The 26,591-nt window shown below is 63.7% G+C and carries 23 protein-coding genes and 1 other RNA gene; 14 read left to right on the plus strand and 10 right to left on the minus strand.

Annotated features, from left to right (window positions below; all coding sequences use genetic code 11):
• Positions 1–222 precede the first annotated feature (222 nt).
• The 3 genes from JQ641_RS32140 to JQ641_RS32150 form a co-directional block, all read right to left on the minus strand.
• Positions 223–2,016: a thioredoxin domain-containing protein gene (locus JQ641_RS32140; RefSeq protein WP_212000126.1), complete on the minus strand. Its 1,794-nt coding sequence runs from the start codon at positions 2,014–2,016 to the stop codon at positions 223–225.
• A gap of 246 nt (positions 2,017–2,262) precedes the next feature.
• Positions 2,263–2,727, minus strand: coding sequence for a DoxX family protein (locus JQ641_RS32145; RefSeq protein WP_212000127.1), 465 nt, complete (start codon positions 2,725–2,727; stop codon positions 2,263–2,265).
• A 147-nt stretch (positions 2,728–2,874) separates the two neighbouring features.
• Entirely contained in the window at positions 2,875–3,606 is a 732-nt protein-coding gene (locus JQ641_RS32150; RefSeq protein WP_212000128.1) for a cytochrome c biogenesis CcdA family protein, read from the minus strand.
• 209 nt (positions 3,607–3,815) lie between these two features.
• Between JQ641_RS32150 and JQ641_RS32155 the strand changes: the two genes are divergently transcribed.
• From JQ641_RS32155 to JQ641_RS32165, 3 genes are all read left to right on the plus strand, one after another.
• Entirely contained in the window at positions 3,816–5,858 is a 2,043-nt protein-coding gene (locus JQ641_RS32155) for an adenylate/guanylate cyclase domain-containing protein (protein WP_212000130.1), read from the plus strand.
• A gap of 24 nt (positions 5,859–5,882) precedes the next feature.
• Complete coding sequence (locus tag JQ641_RS32160; protein ID WP_212000135.1) at positions 5,883–6,860, plus strand: NAD(P)-dependent oxidoreductase; 978 nt, start codon at positions 5,883–5,885, stop codon at positions 6,858–6,860.
• Between the two features lie 73 nt (positions 6,861–6,933).
• Entirely contained in the window at positions 6,934–8,217 is a 1,284-nt protein-coding gene (locus JQ641_RS32165; protein ID WP_212000137.1) for an MFS transporter, read from the plus strand.
• 9 nt (positions 8,218–8,226) lie between these two features.
• Here the strand turns inward: JQ641_RS32165 and JQ641_RS32170 are convergent, their stop codons facing one another.
• Entirely contained in the window at positions 8,227–8,847 is a 621-nt protein-coding gene (locus JQ641_RS32170) for a TetR/AcrR family transcriptional regulator (RefSeq protein ID WP_212000141.1), read from the minus strand.
• A gap of 141 nt (positions 8,848–8,988) precedes the next feature.
• Here JQ641_RS32170 and JQ641_RS32175 point away from each other — a divergent pair, with 141 nt between their 5' ends.
• Both JQ641_RS32175 and JQ641_RS32180 read left to right on the plus strand, forming a co-directional pair.
• Positions 8,989–10,221, plus strand: coding sequence for a cytochrome P450 (locus tag JQ641_RS32175; RefSeq protein WP_212000143.1), 1,233 nt, complete (start codon positions 8,989–8,991; stop codon positions 10,219–10,221).
• Positions 10,222–10,391: 170 nt separating this feature from the next.
• On the plus strand, positions 10,392–14,117 hold the full coding sequence (locus JQ641_RS32180; protein ID WP_212000145.1) for an AsmA family protein: 3,726 nt from the start codon (positions 10,392–10,394) through the stop codon (positions 14,115–14,117).
• On the opposite strand, the gene JQ641_RS32185 is transcribed toward JQ641_RS32180, so the two are convergent.
• Positions 14,114–15,688: an ABC-F family ATP-binding cassette domain-containing protein gene (locus JQ641_RS32185; RefSeq protein WP_212000151.1), complete on the minus strand. Its 1,575-nt coding sequence runs from the start codon at positions 15,686–15,688 to the stop codon at positions 14,114–14,116. The two genes, JQ641_RS32180 and JQ641_RS32185, sit on opposite strands and share 4 nt — an antisense overlap.
• Before the next feature lie 245 nt (positions 15,689–15,933).
• Between JQ641_RS32185 and JQ641_RS32190 the strand changes: the two genes are divergently transcribed.
• Positions 15,934–16,527, plus strand: coding sequence for a tetratricopeptide repeat protein (locus JQ641_RS32190; RefSeq protein ID WP_349628656.1), 594 nt, complete (start codon positions 15,934–15,936; stop codon positions 16,525–16,527).
• Between the two features lie 78 nt (positions 16,528–16,605).
• Here the strand turns inward: JQ641_RS32190 and JQ641_RS32195 are convergent, their stop codons facing one another.
• The 5 genes from JQ641_RS32195 to ssrA form a co-directional block, all read right to left on the minus strand.
• Positions 16,606–16,866, minus strand: a complete 261-nt coding sequence (locus JQ641_RS32195; RefSeq protein WP_192738002.1) for a ribbon-helix-helix domain-containing protein — start codon at positions 16,864–16,866, stop codon at positions 16,606–16,608.
• On the minus strand, positions 16,863–17,051 hold the full coding sequence (locus JQ641_RS32200) for a DUF4169 family protein (protein ID WP_212000153.1): 189 nt from the start codon (positions 17,049–17,051) through the stop codon (positions 16,863–16,865). The genes JQ641_RS32195 and JQ641_RS32200 overlap by 4 nt, the downstream gene beginning before the upstream one ends.
• Positions 17,052–17,326: 275 nt before the next feature.
• Positions 17,327–18,745, minus strand: coding sequence for a class II fumarate hydratase (fumC, locus tag JQ641_RS32205; RefSeq protein ID WP_212000155.1), 1,419 nt, complete (start codon positions 18,743–18,745; stop codon positions 17,327–17,329).
• Between the two features lie 79 nt (positions 18,746–18,824).
• Positions 18,825–19,352 carry an SspB family protein gene (locus JQ641_RS32210; RefSeq protein WP_212000157.1) on the minus strand — a complete coding sequence of 176 codons (528 nt, stop codon included), beginning with the start codon at positions 19,350–19,352 and terminating at the stop codon, positions 18,825–18,827.
• A 224-nt stretch (positions 19,353–19,576) separates the two neighbouring features.
• Positions 19,577–19,934, minus strand: a transfer-messenger RNA (tmRNA) gene (ssrA, locus tag JQ641_RS32215).
• Between the two features lie 78 nt (positions 19,935–20,012).
• Here ssrA and JQ641_RS32220 point away from each other — a divergent pair.
• From JQ641_RS32220 to JQ641_RS32255, 8 genes are all read left to right on the plus strand, one after another.
• Positions 20,013–20,633, plus strand: a complete 621-nt coding sequence (locus tag JQ641_RS32220) for a chromate transporter (RefSeq protein ID WP_212000159.1) — start codon at positions 20,013–20,015, stop codon at positions 20,631–20,633.
• Positions 20,630–21,163 (plus strand): chromate transporter, encoded by a 534-nt coding sequence (locus tag JQ641_RS32225; protein ID WP_212000161.1) that lies wholly within the window; start codon positions 20,630–20,632, stop codon positions 21,161–21,163. The genes JQ641_RS32220 and JQ641_RS32225 overlap by 4 nt, the downstream gene beginning before the upstream one ends.
• 105 nt (positions 21,164–21,268) lie before the next feature.
• The gene (locus JQ641_RS32230; RefSeq protein ID WP_212000163.1) at positions 21,269–21,769 is read left to right on the plus strand and encodes a tripartite tricarboxylate transporter TctB family protein; all 501 of its coding nucleotides are present in this window, start codon (positions 21,269–21,271) and stop codon (positions 21,767–21,769) included.
• Between the two features lie 7 nt (positions 21,770–21,776).
• Positions 21,777–23,342, plus strand: coding sequence for a tripartite tricarboxylate transporter permease (locus JQ641_RS32235; RefSeq protein ID WP_212000164.1), 1,566 nt, complete (start codon positions 21,777–21,779; stop codon positions 23,340–23,342).
• A 128-nt stretch (positions 23,343–23,470) separates the two neighbouring features.
• Positions 23,471–24,457, plus strand: coding sequence for a tripartite tricarboxylate transporter substrate binding protein BugD (locus JQ641_RS32240; RefSeq protein WP_502755016.1), 987 nt, complete (start codon positions 23,471–23,473; stop codon positions 24,455–24,457).
• Positions 24,458–24,627: 170 nt separating this feature from the next.
• The gene (locus tag JQ641_RS32245) at positions 24,628–25,422 is read left to right on the plus strand and encodes a thymidylate synthase (protein WP_192737993.1); all 795 of its coding nucleotides are present in this window, start codon (positions 24,628–24,630) and stop codon (positions 25,420–25,422) included.
• A gap of 8 nt (positions 25,423–25,430) precedes the next feature.
• Entirely contained in the window at positions 25,431–25,916 is a 486-nt protein-coding gene (locus JQ641_RS32250) for a GNAT family N-acetyltransferase (protein ID WP_212000165.1), read from the plus strand.
• Entirely contained in the window at positions 25,916–26,443 is a 528-nt protein-coding gene (locus JQ641_RS32255) for a dihydrofolate reductase (protein WP_212000166.1), read from the plus strand. Before JQ641_RS32250 ends, JQ641_RS32255 begins: the two co-directional genes overlap by 1 nt.
• Positions 26,444–26,591: the final 148 nt, after the last annotated feature.

Raw genomic sequence — 26,591 nt, forward strand, 5'->3', positions numbered from 1 at the left:
TTCAGAATCCGTCTTACCCTTCAATGCAATAGCAGAGCCAAATCCATATGCGATTCCCCTGCGCTTGCGGGGGAGGGTTGAGGTGGGGGCTCTCTCCGCGAGTCGTCGAGTGGATAGAGCCCCCACCCGGATCACATCTGCGATGTGATCCGACCTCCCCCGCAAGCGGGAGACGTGCAGCGAGTATGCCGCTTGACCGATTCAACTTGGCTTCATCGCGCCCTAGTTCAACGACGCCCGCGCAGGTTTCAGCTTTGCCATCTGTTTCACCGTGGCCTGCAGTTCCTCGGCATTGAACGAGGGGAACGAGCAGATCCGGTTGCTGCAGGCGAACGCCGCGGGCTCGCCGAGATCGGGATACTCGACGTCGGGGTTGGGCAGCTTGCCCTCGCGCAGGTCGAGCCACTCCAGGCGCTTGTAGCGGGCCGGCAGCGCCCGCGCGAGGGTATGCAGGGATTGCGCGCGGGGCGCGTCCTTGTGGCCGACGATCGTCATATGGGTCGGCTCGATCGCGAGTTCTTCGTCGGCGAGCAGCACGCCGGGCAGCGGGCGCATCATCTCGGCCGAGGCGCTGCTCGCATAGCGCATGGCGTGTGAGGCGTGCTCGCGATAGGTTTCGTCGCCGTAATAGCGGTTGAGCAGGTTCATGAAGCGCGCGACCTGCACCTGGTCGTCAAGCAGTTTTGCCGGTTTTGCCAATACGCCGGTTTTGCCTTCCGCTGTCCTCGACGTCACGAAGCCACCGGCCGCGTCGCGAAATGTCGCGACGAAATCGCCGGCCTTGGCCGCTGATGTGAGCCACTCGCGGTTGCCGGTGGCGGCGTAGAGATCGAGGAAGGCCTGGCCCATCGCCAGCGTGTCGCCGAGGAAGGGGCCGCCGCGATCCCTCTCGCCATGGCGGAATCCACCGCCCGGCAGCGCGCGGTTGGCGTTGACCCATTTCGCCGCGCGCTCGGCCATCGCCAGCGCTTTTGCGTCGTTGGTGACGTTGTACCAGGCGGCGAGACCCGAGATCGCCCAGCCGTTCTCCCGCGCATACAGATTCTTGTCGATACGGGGCAGGCCGAGTTTGCGGCGCCCGGCATCGCCTAGCGCATAATATTTGTGGCCGTCGGTGTCGTGATCGAGATCGGCATCCTGGCTGACATAGAACGCGCCCTCGGGACCTGAGAGAAAGGTCGCGAGATAGCGCTCGATATCGCGGGCCGCCTTGAGATATTTCGGGTCCTTCCACAGCGCATAGGCCTGGCTGTACTGCCGCAAATACTGCGCCTGGAACGACATGATCTTTTCGAAATGCTGTTTGCTCCAGGAGCCGGCTTCGGAATATTGATACACGCCGCCCCACACCGGATCGATCAGTGCGATTGCGGCGTCCAGCGTCTGCCGCGCGCGCTTGATCGCAATGGCATCGCCGGTCTCGGCGCGGGTGATCGCAAGATCCAGGCTGTCGGCGTCGATGAATTTCTGGTTCTCGCCCCAGCCGCCGAGCTTTTCGTCGTAGGACTCGTCGTAATTTTTCGTCAGGTCCGCGCGCTGCTGCTTGCTGAGGAAGGCCGAGGCTGAAGGTTTGACTTCAAAGGCCTCGCCGACCGAAGGCCCGGGCGAGGGATCGTCGATGATGGCCTTGAGCAGCGCCTGCATCCGTTCCGGCTCGATATAGCCCCGGAGCTTGGCGATCTCGGTTCCATCGGGTCCGAACACGATCGTCGCCGGCCAGCCCCAATCGCCATAGCGGCTCGACAGGTCCGGATTGGCGTCCTGGTCGACACGTACCGGCAGATAGTTCGACGCCAGCAGATCCTTGACCTGCGGATCGGCATAGGTGGTCTTTTCCATGACGTGGCACCAGTGGCACCACACCGCCTCGAGGTCGAGAATGACAAAACGCTTTTCGGCGGCGGCGCGGGTGAAAAGGTCGTCGCTCCATTCGCTCCATTTGACGCCATCGGATGCGTGGGCCGAGCCCGCCGCGAGCACGGCAATGGCGAAGGCGGCGATGCGAACAAGTTTCATGGCGGCTCCCGGAAGCGCTGGTGTCTCGATAGCTACGCACGTGCCAAAATCCGGGCTCAGACTTATCCGCGATGTCACGGCATTGTGAGACCGTGGGGGAAGGGGTTTTCGTCATGCCCGGCCTTGTGCCGGGCATCCACGTCTTTGCAGTCAGGCAGCAAGGAAGACGTGGATGGCCGGGACAAGCCCGGCCATGACGGGGGTAGACATAACGCGCTACGTCATGGGTTTGTTTGAGTCAGGCTCTCACGTCGATGCGTCGGTGTGCCCGGCCGCATTGATCAGCAGCCGGTCGAGGGAGGCGGCACCAGGGCCTGCGATCGCGAGCCATGTGAAGGCGGCGAAGTAGGTCATTTCCTCGAAGCCGAGCAGCGTTTGCAGCGAATCGACGTCGCCCCATTTGGCCGACTTGATCGCGACCAGCATGACCACCGCCAGCATCGCGGCGGGGATCCGGGTGAACAGGCCGAGGATCAGCATGGCGCCGCCAAAGCACTCGACGCTTGATACGAAAGGGGTGAGGATTTTCGGAAACGGGATGCCCCAGCCGATGAAATTCTCGGTGACCTGCGGCAAATTGGTGAGCTTGCCCCAGCCGGCCAGCATGAAGGTGTAGCCGACGACCAGCCGCATGATGAGCGGGCCGGCCCAGGAGAAATATGAGGCGATCTGCGCCGGCAACAGGATCAGAAGATTGACGATGAAATTCATGCGGGCCCCCTCCAATTATTATCGTGACGCGAGGCCGCACCGGCGGCCTCTCAAATCAAGTGCGCGCGCAAAACGCTGCGGCCGCGCAGGGCGGCAATCTGGTCATGGCAGGAGTTTCGCAACGGATAGCCCGCTTGTTACGGGGCGCTAGCCGAAATTTTGCAGTGCGGGGAAGGTTTCCAGCAGCCAGATGCTGACGCTGGTGACGGCACCGGTCAGGAAACCGATGCCGGTAATGACCATCAACACGCCCATGGCGCGCTCGACGGTGGTGAGATGCCGCTTCATCCGCGCGAACAGCTCGGAAAATTGTTCGATCATGAAGGCCGCCAGCAGGAACGGGATGCCGAGTCCGAGGGAATAGACCGCGAGCAGGCCCGCACCCTTGGTCACCGTGGCTTCGGCGGCCGCGATCGACAGGATCGCCGCGAGTATCGGCCCGATGCAGGGGGTCCAGCCGAACGCAAACGCAAGCCCCATGACATAGGCGCCCCACAGCCCGACCGGCTTCGGCGCGGTCATCCGTCCCTCGCGCATCAACAGCCCAATGCGGGTCAGCCCCAGGAAATGCAGGCCCATAATGATGATGACGATGCCGGCGAGGATCGACAGTTCCGCCGACCAGGCCCGGATCAGGCCGCCGATGATGGAAGCGCTGGCGCCGAGCGCCACGAACACGGTGGTAAAGCCGAGCACGAACATCAGCGCAGCAGTCATCACCGCGCGTTTCGAGGCCTTCGTCGCCCCGTCATTGTTGACCTGCTCGATGGTCGCGCCGGTCAGGTAGATCAGATACGGAGGCACCAGCGGCAGCACGCAGGGCGACAGGAAGCTGACAAGACCGGCAATCAGGGCCGCCGGGATGGAAACATCGTGCATTGCATGACCTTCGAGAACTGCCGCAAGGCATAGCGCCGTCTTGGCTTATACGGAACAGGCAATCGGTAAGTTTCGTCGGCTTCCGGCTCAACTCTGGTCACAGAGCCGTGTCCAAGGCATATCAAAGGCGCCGGGATAGCTTCGCCGGTGAAACAGACGTTAGTATCGTTCCGTATTGCGGTAACCGACCCCGCGAACCAGGACCCGCAATGCGCATCGGCATTCGCAACGCCATCTCGGCCCTCGTGCTGACGTCGATCGTCGTCAGCGCCGTCGGCGTGCATTTGTTGTGGTGGCGGACCGCCCATCAGGTCAGCCAGACCCTTGCCGACACCATCAACGACCAGATCGTGTCGGCAGTCGGCGACGAACTGCAATCGATCACCTCGGAAGCGCGGTCGTCCATGTCAGCGGTGCGCACCTTGTTGCTCGGAAAAGTGTTCGAGGCGCGCGACGCCGAGATGCGCGAGGTGGTGATCCGCTCGCAGTTGCGGTCGCAACCGACCATTTCCTGGGTGGCGTTCGGATGGCCGGACGGGACGTTCTTTGCCGGGCACAAGCTTGGCAATGGCGTCATCGAAATGATCGAGATCGCGGGCGATCGAAAGGCAAAGATCAACCGTTATGAGTTCGGAGGTGGCGACACGCTGCTCAAGTCCAGCCGCGTCGAGGACACCAATTATTCCTTCACCGACCAGGAATGGTTCCGCGAAGTGGTCGCCTCCAACGACGAAAACTGGTCGACGCTGACGAAGCATCCCAACGGCGAACGCCTGGCGGCCGCGTTCTCGGCGCCGATCCAGATCGATCAAAAACCCGCCGGCGTCATCGCCATCATCATCGAACTGACGCGGGTCTCGAACTTCCTGTCGCAGCTGACGGTCGGCAAATCCGCCGGCGCTTTCATCCTCGATCGCGAGGGCGGCGTGGTCGCGGCGCCTGATCCCGACGCCAGCGAAGTGACGCCGCTGAAGACCGATCACCCACTGTTTGCGGTCGCGGTGGATGCGATGAAGAATGCCGGCAGCGCCTACAATCCCGGCGAAGGCGAGCCGCTGAAGCGCCAGGTGACGCGGGACGGCAAGGTCTATCAGGCAGTGCTGACGCCGATCTCGTTTCCGGGCTGGTCGCTGGTGACAGTGGTGCCGGAGTCGGAATTTCTGGGCCCCGTGCAGATGACGATCCGGAACCTGCTGATCGGGCTTGCTGTGTTGATCGTGTTTGCCGGGCTGCTGTCGGCATGGCTTGCGCAGCGCCTGATCGCCGGGCCGCTGATCAAGGTGGTGGGCGAGATCAGGCATGTCGAGCGCTTCGATCTGGACAAGGTCGAGCGCCATCCGTCCCGGCTGACCGAGATCGAGAACCTCTCCGGCGCCATCGGCGATATGGCGCAGGGGCTGGCGGCGTTCCGCAAATACATTCCGGCTGACCTGGTGAAGCGGCTGATCAGCGACGGCAATGGCGCGCGCCTCGGCGGCGCGGTGCGGCCGATGAGCGTGATGTTCATCGATCTCGCCGGCTTCACCGGCATCTCGGAGCGGCTCGGCGACCGCATCATCCCGCTGCTGTCGCGTTATTTCGATTCCGTCTCGGTGCAGATCCAGGCGCAGGGCGGCACCATCGACAAATTCATCGGCGACGCCGTGATGGCGTTCTGGGGTGCGCCGGCGCCTAATTCTGACCATGCCGTCGATTGCTGCCGCGCAGCTTTGGCCTGCCAGCGCGCGATGGCAGAGATCGGTCTGGTCGACGACCATGGCCAGCCGGTCAAGATCCGCATCGGTATCAATTCCGGCGACATGCTGGTCGGCAATATCGGGTCCGAAGTGCGGCTGAACTACACCGTGATCGGCGACGCCGTGAACATTGCGAGCCGGCTCGAGAGCACCAACAAGGTCTACGGCTCCACCATCATCATCGGCCCCGAAACGAGGCGTCTTGCCGGCGACCGCATCGTGGTGCGCGAACTCGATCGCCTCGCGGTCTACGGCCGCGCCGGGGGCTTGCAAATCTACGAATTGCTTGCGATGGCGGACGAGGCCGGCGGTGCGATCGACTGGGTGAAGGCCTATGAAGCCGGCCTCGCATCCTGGCGGGCGCGCGAATTCACGGCCGCGATCGCGGCGTTCGAACAGGTGAAGAAGATCAAGGATGATGCGGCGGCATCGGTGATGATCGCGCGCTGCAGGGAGCAACTCGAGAATCCGAGCGACCAGGATTGGGACGGCACGACCGTCGCCAAATCCAAGTAGGCGCCAACAGGCGGAGATGTTGATTTGAAAGTCCTGCTCACCCATACGCCGCAAGCGCGAGCGCAGTATTACGGCGAGCGCAGCCTGAGCGGATTGCAGGCCATCGCACAGGTGCAACGGCACGCGGGCGACGATGCGCTGGATGCGTTCGGCCTGATCAACGCCGCGCGTGACGTCGAAATTATCGTAGCCGACCGGCTCACCGCCGGACCCGGCGAGATATTTGCGCGGCTGCCAAAGCTGCGCGCCTTCGTTCGCTGCGCCGTCGACATCCGCAACATCGACGTCGAGCAGGCTTCGCGCGCGGGCGTGCTGGTCACCCAGGCCGGACCCGGTTTCGTCCAGTCGGTGGCCGAACTCGCTGTGGGATTTATGGTCGACCTGTCGCGCGGCGTCTCGCGTGCCAGCGCCGACTATCATGCCGGGCGGAAGCCCAAAGTGATCATGGGCCGGCAACTAGCCGGCAGCCGCATCGGCATCATCGGATATGGCAGCATCGGCCGCTACCTTGCCGGGATTGCCAAAGTGCTGGGCATGGAAGTTCTGGTCGCCGATCCCTTTGCGAGCGTGAGCGAGCCTGACATCCGGCATCTGCCGCTCGACGATCTGCTCGCGCGTTCGGACTTTGTCGTTTGTCTCGCGGTCGCCAATGAGGCGACGGAGAATTTGATCGGGCAGGCGGCGCTGGCGCGGATGCAGCCGCATGCGTTCTTCATCAATCTGTCGCGCGGCAATCTCGTCGACGAGGCGGCGCTGACCGCTGCCCTGCGCGAGAGGCGGATTGCGGGCGCCGCGATGGATGTCGGCCGCGCGCTGGACCAGATGCCGACGCCGGAACTGGCACAACGGCCTGATGTGATCGCAACACCGCATATCGGCGGGCTGACGCCGCCGGCGATCGAAAGCCAGTCGCTGGAAACGGTGCGGCAGGTCGAGAGGATCATCGCCGGCGAGATTCCGGTCGGCGCCGTCAATGCCATCAGCTGGACGCGACGTCCTTGATGCTCTGCACCATTCATGGCTGACCAGACGCCTCGGCGCTTGAACAGTTGCGAATGAAACGATACGCAGGCTGATGCGTCTTCCCTTCTTTTACGGCTGGATGATTGTCGCGGTGACGTTTGTCACCATGGCGATCGGCGTCAATGCGCGGACCGCGTTCTCGCTGTTCTTTCCGCCGATCGTCTCCGAGTTCGGCTGGGAGCGCGGCGTCACCGCGGGTGCGTTCTCTTTCGGATTCGTGGTGTCGGCCGGCGTGAGCCCGCTGATCGGCCGCCTGATGGACCGCTATGGCCCGCGCGGGGTGATGGAACTCGGCGTCGCCCTGATGGGCTCGGGCCTGTTGCTCGCGCCGTTGACCTCGCAGCCCTGGCATCTTTACCTCACGATCGGCGTGCTGGTCGGGGCGGGGAGCGTCTGCCTCGGCTATTCCGGCCAATCGCTGTTCCTGCCGAACTGGTTCATCCGCCGCCGCGGCCTCGCGATCGGGCTGGCGTTCGCCGGCGTTGGCATCGGCTCGGTGACGCTGCTGCCGTGGGTGCAGCACATGATCGAGCAGACCGGCTGGCGCACCGCCTGCACCGCGATGGGCATTATCGTCTTCGTCGTGCTGGCGCCGATCAATCTGCTGTTGCGAAAGCGCCCCGAGGATATCGGGCTGCTGCCGGATGGCGACGCAGCGCCGACGGAGACATCGGCGAAACAGATTTCCAACGTCGTCGATCCCGTCTGGGCCGCCACCGACTGGACCTTAGGCCGCGCGCTGGGCACCGCTCGGTTCTGGTGGATCTGCCTGGGTTATTTCGGCGGGTTGTACATCTGGTACGCGGTGCAGGTGCACCAGACCAAATTCCTGCTTGATATCGGCTTCTCCGCCAATGTCGCGGTGTGGGCGCTGGGCGTGGTTAGCCTGCTCGGCATTCCCGGCCAGGTCTGGCTCGGACATCTCTCAGATCGCATCGGGCGCGAATGGATCTGGGCAATCAGTTGCCTCGGCTTCGCGATCTGCTTTGCCGCGCTGATCGGCTTGAAGTATGCACCTAGCCTGCCGCTGGTCTATTTGATGATCGTGACGCAAGGCGTGCTCGGCTACGGCCTGACCTCGGTGATGGGAGCGATCGTGCTCGAAATCTTCCAGGGCAAGCAGTACGGCAGCATCTTCGGCACGATCATGCTGGCCGCTCTGGCCGGTGGTGCCGCCGGTCCATGGGCGACCGGATTTCTGTACGACCTTTACGGCAGCTACACGCTGGCCTTTGCGATCGGCATTGCGGTCAGTGTGCTGTCGGCGATCGCGATCTGGCAGGCATCACCGCGCAAGATTCGCGCGGTCGCGGGCCAACTGCACACGGTGCCGTAGCGGGCAGGATCAGGATTTAGGCTCGGGGCGGCAGGATTCCCATTTCTGCAGATCGCTGACGGTGCGCAGAAAACTGTCGGCCGGCGTCGTCTCCGGATCGATCAGGCGGTGGAGACGAAAGCCGTCCTCCAGCGCGAGCAGGATCGCACCGTTCCACATCGGACTTAAGCGCTCGCTCATCCCGCTGTTCTTCGACACGACCTCGATGATATCGACGATCAGCTTGCGCCGCGCGCGCAGCCGCTTGGCGAGTTCGGGCCGGCGCTTTTCGGCGCGCGCCACAAACAGGATCATCTCCATGTGCAGAAGCGGCGACCGGCCCAGCGCATCCTGTCGGCTGCGGTCCACTGTCTTCAGCGCTTCGATGAAGTCCGCCGGATCCTTGTGATCGGCGAGCAGGTCGTGAATCAGCCGGATCGATTGCTCGACATGATTCTCGAGCATGGCGATGATCAACTCATCCTTGCTCGTGAAATTTGAATAGAACGCGCCTCGGGTGAAGCCGCCGGCCGCTGCGATGGTCTCGATACTGGCGCCGCCGATGCCCTGTTCCTCGAACACGCGCGCCGCCGCCTCGAACAGCTTGTCCCGGGTATCATCCCTTGTCGGTCTGGTTCGAACTCTTGACATCGGTCCATTTTAGGTGAGAATGCAACTCAATACAACAGTGTATCGAGTTGCAGAGGCCCGGATGGCAAGATCCGGCATCAGCGGACGCGATGCGCTGATAGACTAATAAAAACTGCGGCGTGGAAACCAATCGAGGTCATCATGAACGAGCACGTTCAGGCTGCGACGAGCGAACCGCTTTTCAATCCGTTGTCACCGGAATTCATCCGCAATCCCTATCCGCATTACGCGCGGATGCGCGCCACCGATCCCGTGCACCTGACGCCCCTCGGCCTCTATGTCGCCAGCCGGCACGCCGAGGCCAGTCTGGTGATCCGCGACAAGCGCTTTGGCAAGCAGCATGTCGAACGCACCATCCGGCGCTATGGGCCCAACATCATGGAGGAGCCGGCCTTTCGCAGCCTGGGCCTGATGATGCTGCAGCAGGATCCGCCCGACCACACCCGCCTGCGCGGGCTGGTGGTGCAGGCTTTCACCGCGCGCCGGGTCGAGGACATGCGTCCGCGCATCCAGCAAATCGTCGACGAGACGCTCGACCGGATCATCCCGCAAGGGAAGATGGATCTGATCGAGGATTTCGCCTTCCGTCTCCCGGTGACCGTCATCTGCGACATGCTCGGCATCCCCGAAGAGCATCGCGAGGCGTTCTACACCAGGGCGCGCGCGGGTGGCCGCATTCTCGATCCCGTGCCGTTGTCGCCGGAGGAGATCAAGCAAGCCAACGAAGGCACAATGATTTCCGAGATGTATTTCCAGCAATTGTTCGAGTTGCGGCGAAAGAATCCCGGCAACGACCTAACCACTCAGCTGGTGCAGGCCGAGGAAGACGGTCACAAGCTCTCCAATGAGGAACTGACGGCCAACATCATCCTGCTGTTCGGCGCCGGCCATGAGACGACCGTCAACCTGATCGGCAACGGCCTGCTGGCGTTGCATCGCAATCCGGACCAATTGGCGCTGCTCAAGGCCAGGCCCGAGCTCATGACCAATGCGGTCGAAGAGTTCCTGCGCTATGATTCCTCCGTGCAGCTGACCGGCCGGGTGGCGCTGGAAGACATCGACGACCTCGGCGGCAAGCGGATTCCAAAAGGCGAGACCGTGCTTTGCCTGCTGGGGTCGGCCAATCATGATCCGGCGGTCTATCCTGATCACCCCGAGCGTCTCGATATTACAAGGCCCAATGTGAGGCCGCTGTCCTTTGGCGGCGGCATCCACTTCTGTCTCGGCGCCCAGTTGGCGCGCATCGAGGCCGAGATCGCGCTTTCCACCCTGCTGCGCCGGATTCCCGACCTGCGGCTGGATGACGCGGTGAACCCGGAATGGCGGCCGACCTTCGTGCTCCGCGGCCTGAAGCATCTGCCGGCGAGCTGGTAACCATATCGCACGACATCGACGAGCCCTCAGGTTCTGAATAAATCGGAACCGGAGGGGCTATGGCGCTGATGGCGCTGTGACTTCGCCATACTTCACTCTATATATTGGGCTGCTCCGGCCCTGAGTTCGCGTGGCGCGGTCTGTGCCGGAGCGGTTCATGGGGAGACACCGTGCAGACGACGCTGCTCGGCCTGGCAATCGCCTTTATTATTGCGCTGGTGGCCGCGCTTGTCGGGCCGTATTTCATCGACTGGAATCAATTCCGGCCGCAATTTGAGGCCGAGGCGAGCCGGATCATCGGCGCGCCGGTGCGCGTCGGCGGCAAGCTCGACGCGCGGCTGCTGCCGGCGCCGTCGTTGCAACTGCGCGCGGTGACGGTCGGCGGCGCCAACGACCTTGGCAAGGTGCGCGCCGACAAGCTCGACGTCGAATTCAGCCTGGGTTCGCTGATGCGCGGCGAAGTCCGCGCCACCGAGCTTTCCATCAACGGCATGTCGCTCGATCTCGGGCTCGATCCAAAGGGCCGGATCGACTGGCCGGCGTCGACCGGAACGCTCAATCCGGGCTCGCTGGCGATCGATCGGCTCAATCTCACCGGCCGGATCGCGCTGCACGACGCCGCCAGCCGCAGCACTCTCGAACTGAACGACATCGCCTTTTCCGGCGACGTGCGTTCGCTGGCGGGCTCGATCCGGGGCGACGGCAATTTCGTGCTGTCGGGCACGCGCTATCCGTTTCGGGTTTCTTCCGGCCAGACCGCCGACGGCAACGGCACCCGTGTCCATCTGAACATCGATCCCGGCCCGAACACGCTCTCGGCCGATCTCGACGGCATATTGTCTTTCGAGACGCGGGCGCCGCGTTTCGACGGCACGATGGTATTGGCGAGTCCGCCCCGACCCAAGGCCGGCGACTTCGATACGTCTCCGCCATCCTGGCGTGTCAGCTCCCGCGTCAAGGCCGATTACTCAACCGCGCGGCTTGATGCGCTCGAAGTGACGTATGGCGCGGACGAGGGCGCGCTGAAACTCGCGGGCAATGGCGACATGCGCTTCGGCGGCTCGCCGCTGCTGCGGGCTTCGCTCGTCGCGCGCCAGCTTGATGCCGACCGATTCTTCGCCAAGGACAGCAAGGGCGTCGGCGCCACCGAGCCGGTCAGCGTGCTGCCGGCGGTGCGCGCGCTGATGTCGGGCCTTCCGCAGGTCCCGATCGCGGCGCAGATCGGATTGGCCTCCGAGCAGGTGATGCTGGGCGGCCGTCCGTTGCAGGACATCGCGGCCGAACTGCATGGCGATGCGAAATCCTGGAGCGTACGCAAGCTGGAGTTTCGCGCGCCGGGCACGACGCGGGTCTCGCTGAGCGAGGCGATCGCAAAAGGCGCGTCGCCGGATCAGTTCAAGGCCGCGCTCAACGTCGAATCGTCGGATCCCGACGCGTTGATGACCTGGCTGCAGGGCCGCGGCGACATCGGCTTTCGCAGCCAGAAGCCGTTGCGGCTGCGCGGCGACGTCACCATCGCGCCGGATGGATTTGCCATCGATGCGATGAAGGCCGAGATCGATGGCGGCGCCGTTGAAGGCCGCATCGCGGTGTCACACCGGCAGCCAGGCAGCGGCTCGAAGATCACGGCAGAGTTGAAGGCCGAGCGCCTCGACCTCGATGCGGCCACGGCCTTGGCGCGCTCGCTAGCCGGTCCGCAGGCCGAATGGCCGGACGAAGGGCGGCTGTCACTGGATATCGGCCGCGCCATTTCCGCCGGCCAGGAGTTGCGGCCGCTGGTGGCCAGGTTTGGTTATGGACCGAAAGCGTTCTCGCTCGACCAGTTGAATATTGGCCAGCCTGACAAGGTCGCGTTGGAAGGCATCGGCCGTTTCGATCGCTTCGCTTCGATTGGGAAGCTGGAACTTCATTCGACGGCGTCGTCGTTTGGCCAGATCACCGCGCTGGTGGCACCGTTTGCGCCGTCGCTGGCCGCGCGGCTCAACGCGATGGGAGCGAGTCCCGGACCAGCGCGCGTCAAATTTGCGCTCGAACTCAACAAGAGCGCCGGGCAGGCCGATCTTGCCAACGCGCGCGCGGTGCTCGACATCGAGTCGCCGCAGCTCAAGGGTATCACCACGATCACCGCAAAGCCGGCAGTGACGGCGATCCAGGGCATCGATCTGCAGGCGCTCGGGCGCAGCGAGGTCGGCATCGAGTCGAAGATGTCGTCGGGGCAGGGCCGTGCCTTGCTGGCGCTGCTGGGGCTGGATCGCGCGATGACCGCCGCCGACGGCCCGGCGCAATTCGAAGGCTCGGCGACGGGGACTTGGGGTGGATCGCTGCGGCTCAAGGCGAAGATTTCCGGGAAGGGTCTGGACGCCGATGCCGACGGTACGGCGGAGCCATGGGCGCAGGAGGCGAAGGGCAGTTTCTCCCTGAAAGTTCGCAGCGCCGATTTCGGGCCGCTGCTCGACCTCAAGCCGACGGACACGCTGGCACAGAATATCGGGCTGTCCTCGCGCGTGTCGCTCGCAGGCAACAAGCTTACGTTCGACGACCTCGACAGCAGCATTGCCGGTTCACGGCTGCGCGGACACGTCGCGATTACCCTCGGCGATGAAAAAAATATCGAAGGTGAAATCGGCCTCGACCAAATCGCGCTGGCGCCGGCCTTTTCGTTGGCAATGGGGGCTGCCGGACACGATGCGGCGGAGCCGCTGACCGCGGGGCTGGTCAAGGGCTGGCGCGGCAAGATCGCGTTCCAGGCATTGCGTGGCTTGCTGCCGGGCGGCAGCGAATTGCAGCCGGTGAGCGGGATTGTGAAGGGCGACGGCCAGTCGCTGACCTTCGATTCCATCAAGGGGAAGATCGGCGGCGGCGAGGCCACGGCCACGATCGACGCCAGGCAGGGCCCAAATGGCATTGCGCTGAACGCGAGCGTGCAGCTCGTTAGCGTCGATGGCACGGCGCTGCGCTATCGCAATCTCGCGATGCCCGCGGGCCGCGCGTCGCTGCAGATGGCGTTGGCAAGCCAGGGCCGCAGCGCGGCGGCGCTGACCGGCGCACTGTCCGGCAGCGGAACCGTGACGCTGGAAGCCGCAAGGATTGCCGGGCTCGATCCGCGCGCCTTTGAGGTGGCGGTTCGCGCCAGCGATGGCGGCCAGGCCAAGGACGATGCGCGGCTGAAGCAAATCGTCGAACCGGCGCTGCTGGCCGGCGCATTGGCGGTCGGCTCGGCGCAAATCCCGTTCAACATAAGGGATGGCCGGCTGCGCGTCGGCGCCACTACGCTCGACGCCAATGGTGTGCGCGCCACCGTCTCCGGCGGCTATGACATTCCGGCCGACCAGGCCGACATCCGCGCCGCGCTGGCGCTGACGATGGTGGGACCCGCGACCGGCCGCCCCGAAATTCAATTGTTTGCCGTGGGCACGCCCGATGCGCTCAACCGCAGCGTCGACGTGACGGCGTTGTCGTCCTGGCTGGCGGTGCGGACGATCGACCACGAAACACGAAGGCTGGATGCGATCGAGCGTGGTGAACCGCCGCCGCCGATGCCGGCGCCGATATCGTTGCCGCCGGATGCGGCGGTGCCGTTAGCGCCGGAAGCGGCGTCGCCGAGCGAGGCGCTGTCGCCAGTGCCGGTGCCCGGCCGCGATCCGCGCCGGCCGCCGGCAGCGAAGCCAAAGGCCGCCACACCGCCGCGCCCGCCGGCGCCGATTGCGACGGCACCTGCGCCCGCGCCCGCACCGGTCACGACCCAGCAACAGGTTGCACCGCTGCCGCCGCCGATCGAAGTCAGGCCGGCGCCCGGTGCGGCGCCGGTAGCCAAGCCGAGGCCGAAGCCGCCGCTGTCGCTGACGCCGCAGGTCGCCAATCCACCGCCGCAGCGGCCGGCGCTGCAGAATAACTAGAGCACGATCTCGCGTTGGATTCCGATCGACTGCAGGAACGCCTGGTCGTGGCTGATCACGATCAGCGCGCCGTCGAAACCCTTCAACGCATCTTCCAGTTCCTCGATCGAGGCGAGATCGAGGTGATTGGTCGGCTCATCCAGCAGCAGCATGAAGGGCGGTTGAGGTCTTGCGAACACGCAGGCCATTCCCGCGCGCAGCCGCTCGCCGCCGGACAGCGTGCCGGCGATCTGCAGCGCCGCGCGGTTGCGGAAGGCAAAGCGGGCGAGGGCGGCGTGCGCTTCATTCGCGGTCAGCTCCGGATTGAGGCGGCGCAGATTGTCAAGGATCGATGAAGCCGGATCGAGCAGCCCAACATGCTGGTCGAGCGCGGCGATGCGATCGGTCAGGCGGGTTATGTCGCCGCTCACCGCGGTCAGTTCGCCTGTGATCAGGCGCAACAGCGTGGTCTTGCCGGAGCCGTTGGCGCCGCGGATCGCGATCCGCTCGGGCCCGCGCGCCTCGAATGACAGCGGGCCGAACAAAGCGCGGCCTTCAAAGGACATCATCACGTCCCTGAAGGCGATGAGCTCACGCCCGCCGGGCAGGTTGGTTTCGGGCAGGTCGATCGCGAGCGGCGTCAGGACTTCCACTTTAGCGCGGGCCGCTTCAAGCGCGTCGGTGCGGTCGCCGAGCAGGCGATCGGCAAGACGACCCTCGCGGGCGCTGCTCGCTTCCGCGATCTGCTTTTGGGCACCCAACAATATCCTCGCCTGGCTGCCCGAGCGTGCGTAGGCGCGGCCGACGCTGTCGCGGCGTGCCTTCTTCTCGCGTGCCTTCTGGATCGAGCGTTCGGTGTCGCGTAGCGCGCCCGACGCGCGCTCCAGCTCGGCTCCCGCGCGTGCCCGGGCGGCATCGCGCGCCTCGGCGAAGCTGGACCACGCGCCGCCAAACACGGTAATGCCGACCGGCGTCAGTTCGACGATGCGGTCGACGCGCTCCAGCAGCGCGCGGTCATGGCTGGCGACGAGCGCGCCGCCCTGCCACCGTTCGAGCAGTTGCGCCACCGCCTGCCGTCCATCGGCGTCGAGATTGTTGGTGGGCTCATCGAGCAACAGCAGGTCCGGCGCCTCGATCAAGAGGCGCGCCAGCGCGACGCGCGTTCGTTCACCGCCGCTCAGCGAGGCGACCCCGCGATCGAGCGGCATCGCGGGCAGGCCGGTTTCGACCAGCGCGGTCTGCAATCTCGCTTCCAGCGTCCAGTCGGCATCCGCGGCATCGTGGAGCGAACCCTCGCCGCGTTCGAGACGGCGCAGGCGGGCGAGGGCGCCGGCAACACCGAGCGCTTGCGCGACCGTCTGCCGGTCATCCGCCAGCTGCGCGAGCATACCGATCGAGCCGATGCGTTGCACGGATCCGCCGGCAGGTTCGCTCTCGCCCGCGATCAGGCGCAGCAGTGTGGATTTGCCGGAGCCGTTGCGGCCGACGAGCGCCGTCCGCTCGCGCCCAAGCGCCAGCGTCAGTCCGTCGAACAGTGGCCGGCCGTCAGGTGTATTGAGAGAAATCGAATCCAGAATGAGAAAGGCGGGCATGAAGAGCTTCCGAAATGGACAGGGATCGCGGCGCGGTGTGCATTGCGATGTCCATTGCTCTCTCCATGGGTCCGTATGGCTGGATCGGCATTTCCTAGAAACTTGCCGGCCCCAAGGCAAGGGTGTCCTCGCCGGTCTCTCCGATTTGTGAGGAGGCCCCGACGAAGCCTGGGGAATGGACGGTGCAAAGCGGGGTTGAAGGATACGGCTGGAGGAATTCCTACCCTCGAGAGCAGGAGGCGCGCGTGATCAAATCCGTGATCAGGTTAGTAACACTGGCAATGTCGTTGACGGCGCTGGCCGTTGCATCACCGCCGGTTCCAGCCTTTGCCGCCGGAGGTGGCGGCGGCGCCGATTCACCGATGGCGACGACCCCACCGCCGGAAACCAGGTCGGCGCCGCGGCCCGCCAGAAGCAGCACCCAGAAGGCCAAGAAGAAAGCCAAGGAAACCAGCCTCGGCGACCCCGCGTTTATCCAGGGCTATCGCGCAGCCTATGCGACGATCTATGACCGCTACGAATACGCCGGCGCCATCGAGCAGCTGAAGGCGCTCGGCCACGACGATCATCCCAACGTGGCCAATCTGATCGGCTACTCCTATCGCAAGCTCGGCGACTACAAACTGTCGCAAGCCTGGTACGAGCGCGCGCTCAAGGCGGATCCGAACCACGTGCTGACCTGGCAGTACTACGGCCTCTGGCAGATCGAGCAGGGCAACCGTGATTCTGCGCAATATCATTTGAGCCGGATTGCTGCGATCTGCGGCACGGATTGCACGGAGTATCGTTCGCTCGCGGCCGCGCTTGAGAAGCCGCCCGGTTCGAGCCTCGTCTACTGAGGTGTGCGAGATGATCGCCGCGGGCGTATTCGCTTGCGAGAAGCGCCTGCGGCTAGTTTGAGCCCGACGAAATGCGTTCTAGCTCTGCGGTCTGGCCTCAGGAGCAACTGCGGCCGCCGGCATCGCGCGGGTGCGGAAATAGTCCAGCACGAACAGACGTATCGCCGAGGACAAATTGCCCTGCTGGCGGTTGCTGTCGATCTCGCCGACCAGTTCGGACAGCGTCATGTTCCGCAGGCCCGAGATTTCCTTCATGCCGTTCCAGAACGCCTCTTCGAGGCTGACGCTGGTCTTGTGGCCGGCGACCACGATCGAGCGTTTGACGACCGGCGACTTCATGATGCATCTCCGCCGTCGATGCGATGTTGATCCAGCAAATTCCCGGCGCGATCCTTTGCCTGCTCGTCGAGCGCGCGTTCGGCTTTGGTACGGCCGAACCGTGCCCGGTTGGCGTCGGCCTGCTTGGCCGAGGCTTCGCGCTCGTTGCGCTTCTTGAAGCGCTTCAGGTTGACCACGTCCCCCATGCTCGCCTCCATCATCCGGCGACTTGAAGGTGTGAAAATCCATTACGTATGCAAACGTGATCACGCCGCGCGCGTGCAAAATCGATAGTCATCAGAATCCCCGTGTAGCGCTCTCTGATAGCATCAATAAATAAGCTTCGCTCTGCGAAAACTAAATATCTTGTGCTCGTACCATGTGTCCGCGAGATGGCGATAGATGAGCAAACTCATTCTTTGAAGTTATGATCTATATCAAGTCATGCATGTCCGTAGTTTACCGGGGGGGCGCGAGACCATTAGCCCGGGTGTGTCATCTTGTCAGGCTGAACCAGGCGATCGAACTCGGCCGCCGTTACGAACCCAAGCCGCACAGCCTCTTCTTTCAACGTGGTTCCGCGCGCATGCGCCGATTTGGCGACCTTGGCGGCGTTGTCGTAACCGATCTTGGGCGCGAGCGCCGTCACCAGCATCAGTGAACGCTCCATCAGATCGCGGATGCGCTTTTCGTCGGCGCGTATTCCCACCACGCAGTGCTCGGTGAAGGAGCGAACCACGTCCGACAACAGTTGGATGGAATTCAACATACAATATGCCAGCACGGGCTTGTACACGTTCAGCTCGAAATGGCCCTGGCTGCCGGCGACGGTCACGGCGGTCTGGTTGCCGAACACCTGGCAGCAAACCATCGTCAGCGCTTCGCATTGGGTCGGGTTGACCTTGCCCGGCATGATCGACGACCCCGGTTCGTTTTCGGGCAGGATCAATTCGCCGAGGCCGGAGCGCGGGCCCGATCCCAAGAGGCGAATATCGTTGGCGATCTTGAACAGGCCGGTCGCCACCGAGTTGATCGCGCCATGCACCAGCACATAGGCGTCGTTGGAAGCCAGCGCCTCGAACTTGTTGGCGGCACTCGTGAACGGCAGTTTTGTAATCTTGGCGACGTGCCTTGCGAAGGTCCTCGCGAATTTCGGTTTCGAGTTGAGGCCGGTGCCCACAGCGGTGCCACCTTGCGCCAGCGGGAACAGATCCTTCACCGCCACGCGTAGCCGTGCGATGCCACTTTCCACCTGTGCGGCGTAGCCGGAAAATTCCTGACCCAGCGTCAGCGGCGTCGCATCCTGGGTATGGGTGCGGCCGATCTTGACGATCCTGGCGAACGCCTTTTCCTTCTTGCGCAGTTCGCGATGCAGTTCGCTCAGGGCCGGGATCAGATCGTCAATGATGCGTCCGGCGGCGGCGATATGCATCGCAGTCGGGAATGAATCATTCGACGACTGGCTCATATTAACGTGATCGTTGGGATGAACCGGCTTCTTGGCGCCGAGTTCGCCGCCGAGCATCTGGTTGGCGCGGTTGCCGATCACCTCGTTGAGATTCATGTTGGACTGGGTGCCCGAACCGGTTTGCCAGACCACCAGCGGAAAATGATCGTCGAGCTTGCCCTCGATCACTTCGCGCGCGGCGCGGGTGATGGCGGTGGTGCGGCGCGCGTCGAGCAGGCCGAGGTCGCGGTTGGTCTGCGCGGCGGCGAGCTTGACGATGCCGAGCGCATGGACGAGCGCGGTCGGCATGCGGTCATGGCCGATGCGGAAATTCTGCCGCGAGCGCTCGGTCTGCGCGCCCCAATAGCGATCGGCGGGGACGTCGATGGGCCCAAAACTGTCGGTTTCGCTGCGGGTGGATTTGGATCGCTTGGGTGTCGCTGGTCGGGCCATCAATGAATTCCGTTACGCTTGGATGCGGAACGGTCATTCTAGCGCGCCGCGGATTTTCCCGCGCGTAGATTGTCTCCAGTTATTTCTTGCGGAAACGATCCAGCCGCACCACTTCCGCGCCCTCGCTCGGCTTGGCCGGTTCATCCGTGCTCTCGTCCTTGCTTTCGGCCGCTGTGGCCGGTGCAGGAACGGACAGGCTGGGGGCCGCGGGAACGGCGGGCAGGTTGGCGGTGGGCGTTTCGGCAGCCTCGTCGGATGGCTCGAATTGCAGCCCGAACTTCACCGAGGGATCGAGGAAGCTCTTGATCGCCGCGAACGGAACGACCAGCCGCTCGGGGATGCCGCCGAACGACAGGCCGACCTCGAAGCGATCCTCGCTCACCACCAGATCCCAGAACTGGTGCTGCAGGATGATGGTCATCTCTTCCGGATATTGCGCCAGCAGCCGCGGCGACAGTTTGACGCCGTCGGCGGTGGACAGGAAGGTGATGAAGAAATGATGCTCGCCGGGCAGGCCGTGTTCGGCGGCGTCGGTCAGCACGCGGCGCAGCACCCCGCGCAGCGCGTCGCGCGCCAGCACGTCATAACGGATGTGGTCGGTCGCCATGGTGGTCCTGTCAGGTTGAGATGGGTGGCACTGCCGGTCGCCCGACTCGCCATTTTGACCCATGCTACTCCGGCGTGGGCCGCAGGTCAGCAGGCGTCATGGATCGAATTTCCGGCAGCAGCGTTCCGCCGAGCGGCAAATCGCAAGAAACCGGCAAGAAAACCGGCAAGAAAACCGGCAAGAAAACTTAGAAGAAATCTCGCAGGAAAAGCGGGAGCAAATAAAGTGGAGGCTTCTGTTGCCAGGTGCCTCCGAACCCCGCCTAGCGGAGCTTAACCCACTAGGACTTTAGACTTGGTCTTTCAAACTGCGTTACGCAGCCTGAGCAACCGGAGCATAGTTGTCGTTTGCAACTATTGCATAGCCCGATAACGGCGGAACCATACCGAGAAAAAACACGCCCTTTACGCCCTCGTCGATCCTGTTTCGCCCCCGCCGAAACCCGCCTTCAAGGGGTGGGCTTGGGTGGAGGCGCCGGGTACTGCCCCCGGGTCCGAATGGTTTATTGCGACGGCAATTTATTTCCATAGCCGGCGAACCGGCACCCCTAATATAGGGGGCAAAGAGAGAGAAAAATAGTGCCGGGATAGGCGTGGAAAGCGCGGGAACCGGCCGAATTGGGATTGGCCCTGGCGGTGCCGCCGTTCTAGGTTTTGGGCCATGAAATCCCCGGCTTCGGAATCCCCGCCGGCCGCCGTTCCGGCGCCGGATCTTCCTGCATCGCACCCGCCAAACCAGCCCGGCCTGCTCGAGCTGTTCGTGGCGTTCGCCAAAATGTCGCTGGCCGGCTTCGGCGGGGTGCTGGTCTGGGCCCGGCGCGGCATCGTCGACCAGCACCGCTGGATGACGGCGGAAGAATTCAACGAGACCTTTGCGCTGTGCCATTTTCTGCCAGGGCCCAATATCGTCAACCTGTCGGTCGTGTTCGGCTCGCGCTTTCGTGGCGTTGCCGGTGGCATCGCGGCCTTTGCCGGGCTGGTCGGCCCGCCCATGGTGATCGCCACGATCCTCGCGGCGCTGTATGCGCGCTACGGCGAAATCGACGCGCTGCGGCGGATCCTGGCCGGCGTCTCCTGCGCAGCGGTCGGGCTTCTGATGGCGGTCGTCTTCAAGATGATGATGCCGCTGATCAAAAAGCGCGACCTGGTCGGGCTCGTGATCCTGCTCGCGGTTTTCATTGCCATCGGCCTGCTGCGGCTGCCGCTGCAGACGGTGCTGCTGGTGGCGGTCCCGCTCAGCCTCGGCATCACCTATTTTCTGCGCCAGCGGGTGGCCGCATGAATTCGGACGGCAATCCGATTTCAACGCTCGTTTGGACTTTCGGTTTGATGTCGCTATTTGCGGTTGGTGGCGCGAATTCGGCCATACCCGAGATGCACCGGATCGCGGTCGACGTTCACCACTGGATGAATGACAAGCAATTCGCCGACATCTTCGCCATCTCCCAGCTCTCGCCGGGGCCGAACGTGCTGATCGTGACCCTGATCGGCTATTCCGTCGCCGGGGTGGCCGGTGCGCTGGCGGCGACCCTGGCGATGTGCGGCCCGACTGCCGTCCTTGCCTATTATGTAAGCCGCATTTTGCAGCGGTCGAGCCAATCCCGCTGGCCCGCCATTATCCAGGCGGCCCTTGTTCCGCTTTCGATCGGCCTGATGGGCGCCAGTGGCCTGATTTTGGCGCTGAGTTCGGACCTTGGCTGGGTGGCCGGCCTGATTACGGCGGCCGCCGCGGTTCTGGCCTTTGCGACGCGGCTCAATCCGGTCTGGATATTGCTGGCCGGAGGTGCTTTGGGTTTTGCTGGCGTTATCTGAGGAAAATCGCTAGGCAAGACCTTGGGACTGTGCACAAACGCCATCCAATCAGAAACGCCATCCAATCAGAACGGGCGGGAAGCCCTGTCGGGGGGAGAGATATCGATGAGTGATACGCCGAGCCACGGGCCGGTCAAATCGATCATGCCGAAATGGGTTCGCGGCCCGCAGGACTTCGTCGGCGGTGTCGCGCTGATCGCGATCGCGCTGTTCGCCCTGTGGGCGTCGAGCGATTTGCAGGGCATGCGTGGGTTCTCGTTCGGGGCCGGAACCGCGCCGCGGATGTTCGCCTATCTGTTGCTTGGCCTCGGCGTTGCGGTGATGGTCGTCGGCCTCCTCACCGAGGGCACGCACCTGGCGAAATACCACTGGCGCGGCCCGCTGTTCGTATCGCTGGCGATCCTGTCCTTTGCGCTCATGATCCGCCCGATGGGCCTGATCGTCACGGCGTTCTCGAGCTTCCTGATCGCGGCATTGGGCACGCCGGAAACGAAATGGACGGAAACCATCATCGTCGCCGTGTGCCTGACGGCGTTCTGCAGCCTGTTGTTTCCCTACGCGCTGGGTCTGCCCTTGCAGATGCTGCCCAAATTTATGATCCGGTGAGGGTGTGATGGGTGACGTTTTTTCAAACCTTGGCCTCGGCTTCGGCGTCGTATTCCAGCTGGTGCAGTGGACCCCCGCTTTTCTCGGCGGCGTGTCCATTCCCATTCCCGTCAACATTCTGCTGTGCCTGATTGGTGCACTGGTCGGAACGCTGGTCGGCGTGCTGCCGGGCATCGGCACCATCGCCACGGTCGCCATGCTGCTGCCGATCACCTTCGGCCTGCCGCCGGTCGGCGCGCTGATCATGCTCGCCGGCATCTACTACGGTGCGCAATATGGCGGTTCGACCACCTCGATCCTGGTCAACATTCCAGGCGAGGCGGGCTCCGTGGTGACCGCGCTCGACGGTTTTCAGATGGCCAAGAAGGGACGCGCAGGTCCGGCACTGGCGATCGCGGCAATCGGCTCGTTCTTTGCCGGCTGCGTCGCGACCGTCCTGATCGCCGTGTTGGGTGCGCCACTCACAAAACTCGCGCTGGCGTTCGGGCCGGCCGAATATTTCTCGCTGATGGTGCTCGGCCTGATCTTCGCGGTGGTGCTCGCCAAGGGCTCGGTGCTGAAGGCGATCGCGATGATCGTGTTCGGCCTGCTGCTGTCGATGGTCGGGTCCGACATCGAGACCGGCGCATCGCGGATGGCTTTCAACATCCCCGAACTCGCGGACGGCCTCGGCTTTGCCACCGTCGCAATGGGCTTGTTCGGCTTCGCCGAGATCATCCGCAATCTCGATTCCGGCGGTGAACAAGACCGCCAGCTGGTGCAGCAGAAGGTCACCGGCCTGATGCCGACCAAGAAAGACCTGCTGGATTCCACGCCGGCGATCCTGCGTGGCACGGTGCTGGGATCGATCCTCGGCATTCTGCCGGGCGGCGGCGCGGTCATCGCATCCTTCGCCGCCTATACCCTGGAAAAGAAGGTATCGAAGCATCCGCAGAAATTCGGTCACGGCGTGATCGAAGGTGTCGCGGCGCCTGAAAGCGCGAACAACGCGGCGGCCCAGACGTCGTTCATCCCGCTATTGACGCTCGGCATCCCGCCGAACGCCGTCATGGCGTTGATGGTCGGCGCGATGACCATTCACGGCATCGTGCCGGGACCGCAGGTGATGCAGAAGCAGCCCGACCTCGTCTGGGGCATGATCGCTTCGATGTGGGTCGGCAATTTGATGCTGCTGATCATCAACCTGCCGCTGGTCGGAATCTGGGTGCGGCTGTTGCGCGTGCCCTATCGGCTGATGTTCCCCTCGATCGTGGTGTTCTGCGCGATCGGCATCTATTCGGTGAACAATGCGCCGACGGACGTGGTGCTCGCCGGCGTGTTCGGGCTGGTCGGATACTGGCTGATCAAGCATGATTTCGAGCCGGCGCCGCTGCTGCTCGGAATGGTGCTCGGACCGCTGATGGAGGAGAACCTGCGCCGGGCGCTTCTGATCTCGCGCGGTGACTGGTCAGTATTCCTGACGCGTCCGTTGTCGGCGGTGTTGATGGCCATCGCGGCAGGCCTGCTGGTGCTGGCGGTGCTGCCATCGCTCCGCAAGAAACGCGATCAGGTGTTCGTGGAGTCCGAGAACTGACCTGGAACTGACCTGCGTCGGCTCGCCACAGCCCGAAGTCGACTCGACTTCGCTCGTTATTTCGTGACATGGAAATGCCGGCCGGTCGGGCCGGCATTTGCTTCAATGGCTTTAGCTGGGAGAATTAGATGAAACTGTATGGTCGTCGCTCTGTGGCGGGTGGTTGCCTGGCCATCCTTGCCGGGCTGGTCGCGCTTGCCGCGCCGGCCCAGGCGCAAAACTATCCGACGCGCAGCATCACCATGATCGTGCCGTTTGCGGCGGGCGGTCCGACCGACGTGATCGCGCGCATCGTCACCGGCCATATCGCGCAGACGCTCGGCCAGGCCATCATCATCGAGAACGTGGTCGGCGCCGGCGGCACCACCGCCACGACCCGCGCGTCGAAGGCCGCCAATGACGGCTATACGCTGATCACCGGGCACATGGGCACGCATGCGGCGTCGGTGCCGCTCTATCCCAAACTCGCCTATCATCCCGAGAAGGATTTTGAGCCGGTCGGGCTGCTCGCCGGCACGCCGATCCTGATCCTGGCGCGCAAGGATTTCGCGCCCAAGGACCTCAAGGAATTCATCGCTTACGTCAAGGCGAACGAAACCAAGGTCAACGCGGCGCATGCCGGCGTCGGGTCGGTTTCGAACGTGTCGTGCGAACTGCTGAACTCGGTGCTGGGGGTCAAGCCGGTTGGCGTGCCCTTCAACGGCACCGGTCCTGCGATGAACGCGCTGGTGGCCGGACAGGTCGACTACATGTGCGACCAGATCGTCAACGCCGTGCCGCAGATCAACGGCGGCACCATCAAGGCCTATGCGATTGCAACTGCCGAGCGCAATCCGTCGCTGCCCGATGTTCCGACCACCGCGGAGGCCGGCCTGCCGGCCTTCCAGGCCCAGGCGTGGAATGCGATTTTCGCGCCCAAGGGAACGCCGGCCCCGATCGTCGCCAAGCTGAACGAGGCGATCGTCAAGGCGCTCAACGACGACAACGTCAAAAAGCGCCTGCTCGAACTCGGCAGCGTGATCCCGGGCCCCGCGGACCGCACGCCGGAAGCGCTGGCCGCACTGGTGAAGAGCGAGATCGCGAAGTGGACGCCGGTCCTCAAGCCGGCGGGTTAATCAATCCGATCAGGTAGATAGGTGAGGGGCGGAACGCAGGTTCCGCCCCTTGTCGTTTAGGCGATGATCATCATTTTTCGGGGTATAATCACGGGCTGGCCGAATCGATGCTGTCGATTGCCGGCTCCGGCCGCTAAATTCGCCTTCCTCGAAAGGCACAGACCAACGCCATGAATCAGTACCACGACCTGCTCGAACGGATCCTCAGCGACGGCGCGGAGAAGCACGACCGTACCGGCACCGGTACGCTGTCGATCTTCGGTCACCAGATGCGCTTCAACTTGAGCGCCGGGTTTCCGATGCTGACTACCAAGCGGCTGCCGCTGAAGGCGATCGTGCACGAATTGCTGTGGTTTCTGGCCGGCGACACCAACATCAAATATCTCAGGGATAATGGCGTTTCGATCTGGGACGAATGGGCCGACGCCAATGGCGATCTCGGCCCGGTCTATGGCTCGCAATGGCGATCCTGGCCGGCGCCCGATGGCCGCCGCATCGACCAGATTTCCAATCTGATCGACATGATCAAGCGCAACCCGGATTCGCGCCGCCTGATCGTGAGCGCGTGGAATCCGGCCGACGTCGACAAGATGGCGCTGCCGCCCTGTCACTGCCTGTTCCAGTTCTATGTCGCCAATGGCAAGCTGTCGTGCCAGCTCTATCAGCGCTCGGCCGACGTGTTCCTCGGCGTGCCCTTCAACATCGCGTCCTACGCGTTGCTGACGATGATGGTGGCGCAAGTGACGGGATTGAAGGCGGGCGATTTCGTGCACTCGCTCGGCGATGCGCATCTGTATTCCAACCATCTCGAACAGGCCCGGCTGCAACTGACGCGACCGACGCGGCCGCTGCCGGTCATGAAGATCAATCCTGACGTCAAGGACATCTTCGCGTTCCGTTACGAGGACTTCGTGCTGGAAGGCTACGATCCGCACCCGCATATCAAGGCTGCGGTCGCGGTGTGAGCGATTGAATGGCCCTTGCTATCCGCCGCGCGCGCCCCGATGAAGCCGGGCTTGTCTTGTCCCTGGTTCGCGAACTCGCCGAGTACGAAAAGCTGCTCCACGAGGTCGAGGCCACCGAATCTGACATCGACGCCGCGTTGTTCGGCAGCGATCCGCGGCTGTTTTGCGAGATTGCGGAGTGGGAAGGGGAGCCGGTCGGCTTCGCGGTCTGGTTCGTCAATTTCTCAACGTTCAGCGGCCGGTCCGGTATCTATCTTGAGGATCTGTTCGTCCGTCCGGCGCAGCGCGGCAAAGGCATCGGCAAGGCGCTGCTGTCGCAGCTTGCGAAGCAATGTGTGGCCAACGGCTGGTCGCGCTTGCAATGGTCGGTACTGGACTGGAACACGCCGTCGATCGAATTCTACAAATCGCTGGGTGCAGTCATGATGGACGAGTGGACGGTATGCCGGGTGAGCGGTCCGGCGCTGACGGCGCTGGCGCAGGGAGCGCGCTGATGGAGATTGTGCTCATTGTCGCGGTTGCCGAGAACGGCGTGATCGGCGCTGGCGGAGCCATCCCGTGGCGGCTGAAATCCGACATGCAGCGGTTAAAGGCGCTGACAATGGGAAAGCCGATCGTGATGGGCCGCAAGACCTTCGAGTCGTTTCCTCGCGGACCGCTTCCCGGACGGACCAATATCGTGGTTACGCGCGACGCCGCCTGGCGTGCGGCCGGCGCCGTGGTCACCACGTCTGTTGCCGACGCCCGGGCGATTGCCATCGGCGACGCGCTGCGACGTTTCGCCACTGAGATTGCGATCATCGGCGGCTCTGAAATCTATGCGCAATGGATGGCGAGTGCCGATCGCCTCGAAATCACCGAGGTGCATGCCCGGCCCGACGGCGATACGCATTTCGCCGCAATTGCGGCTTCCGATTGGGAAGAGGTCGCGCGCGTGCGGAATCCGGCCGGTCCCGACGACAGCACCGACTTCTCCTATGTGACATATCGTCGGCGCGGCCCGTGTCAATTGTCGCATTAACCTCGCTAGCCAATGTTTGCATTGACAATTATGGCCCCAATCATAGCTGCTTCAGACCATAAGCTTGCGTTGTAAGGGCCCGGGCGGTCCCCTATAAAGCCGGTCGGATGTGCGAGGCCGGGCATTTTGCCCAATCAGGCGGACCCGG

The organism is Bradyrhizobium sp. JYMT SZCCT0180 (assembly GCF_018130165.1).
Taxonomy (GTDB): domain Bacteria; phylum Pseudomonadota; class Alphaproteobacteria; order Rhizobiales; family Xanthobacteraceae; genus Bradyrhizobium.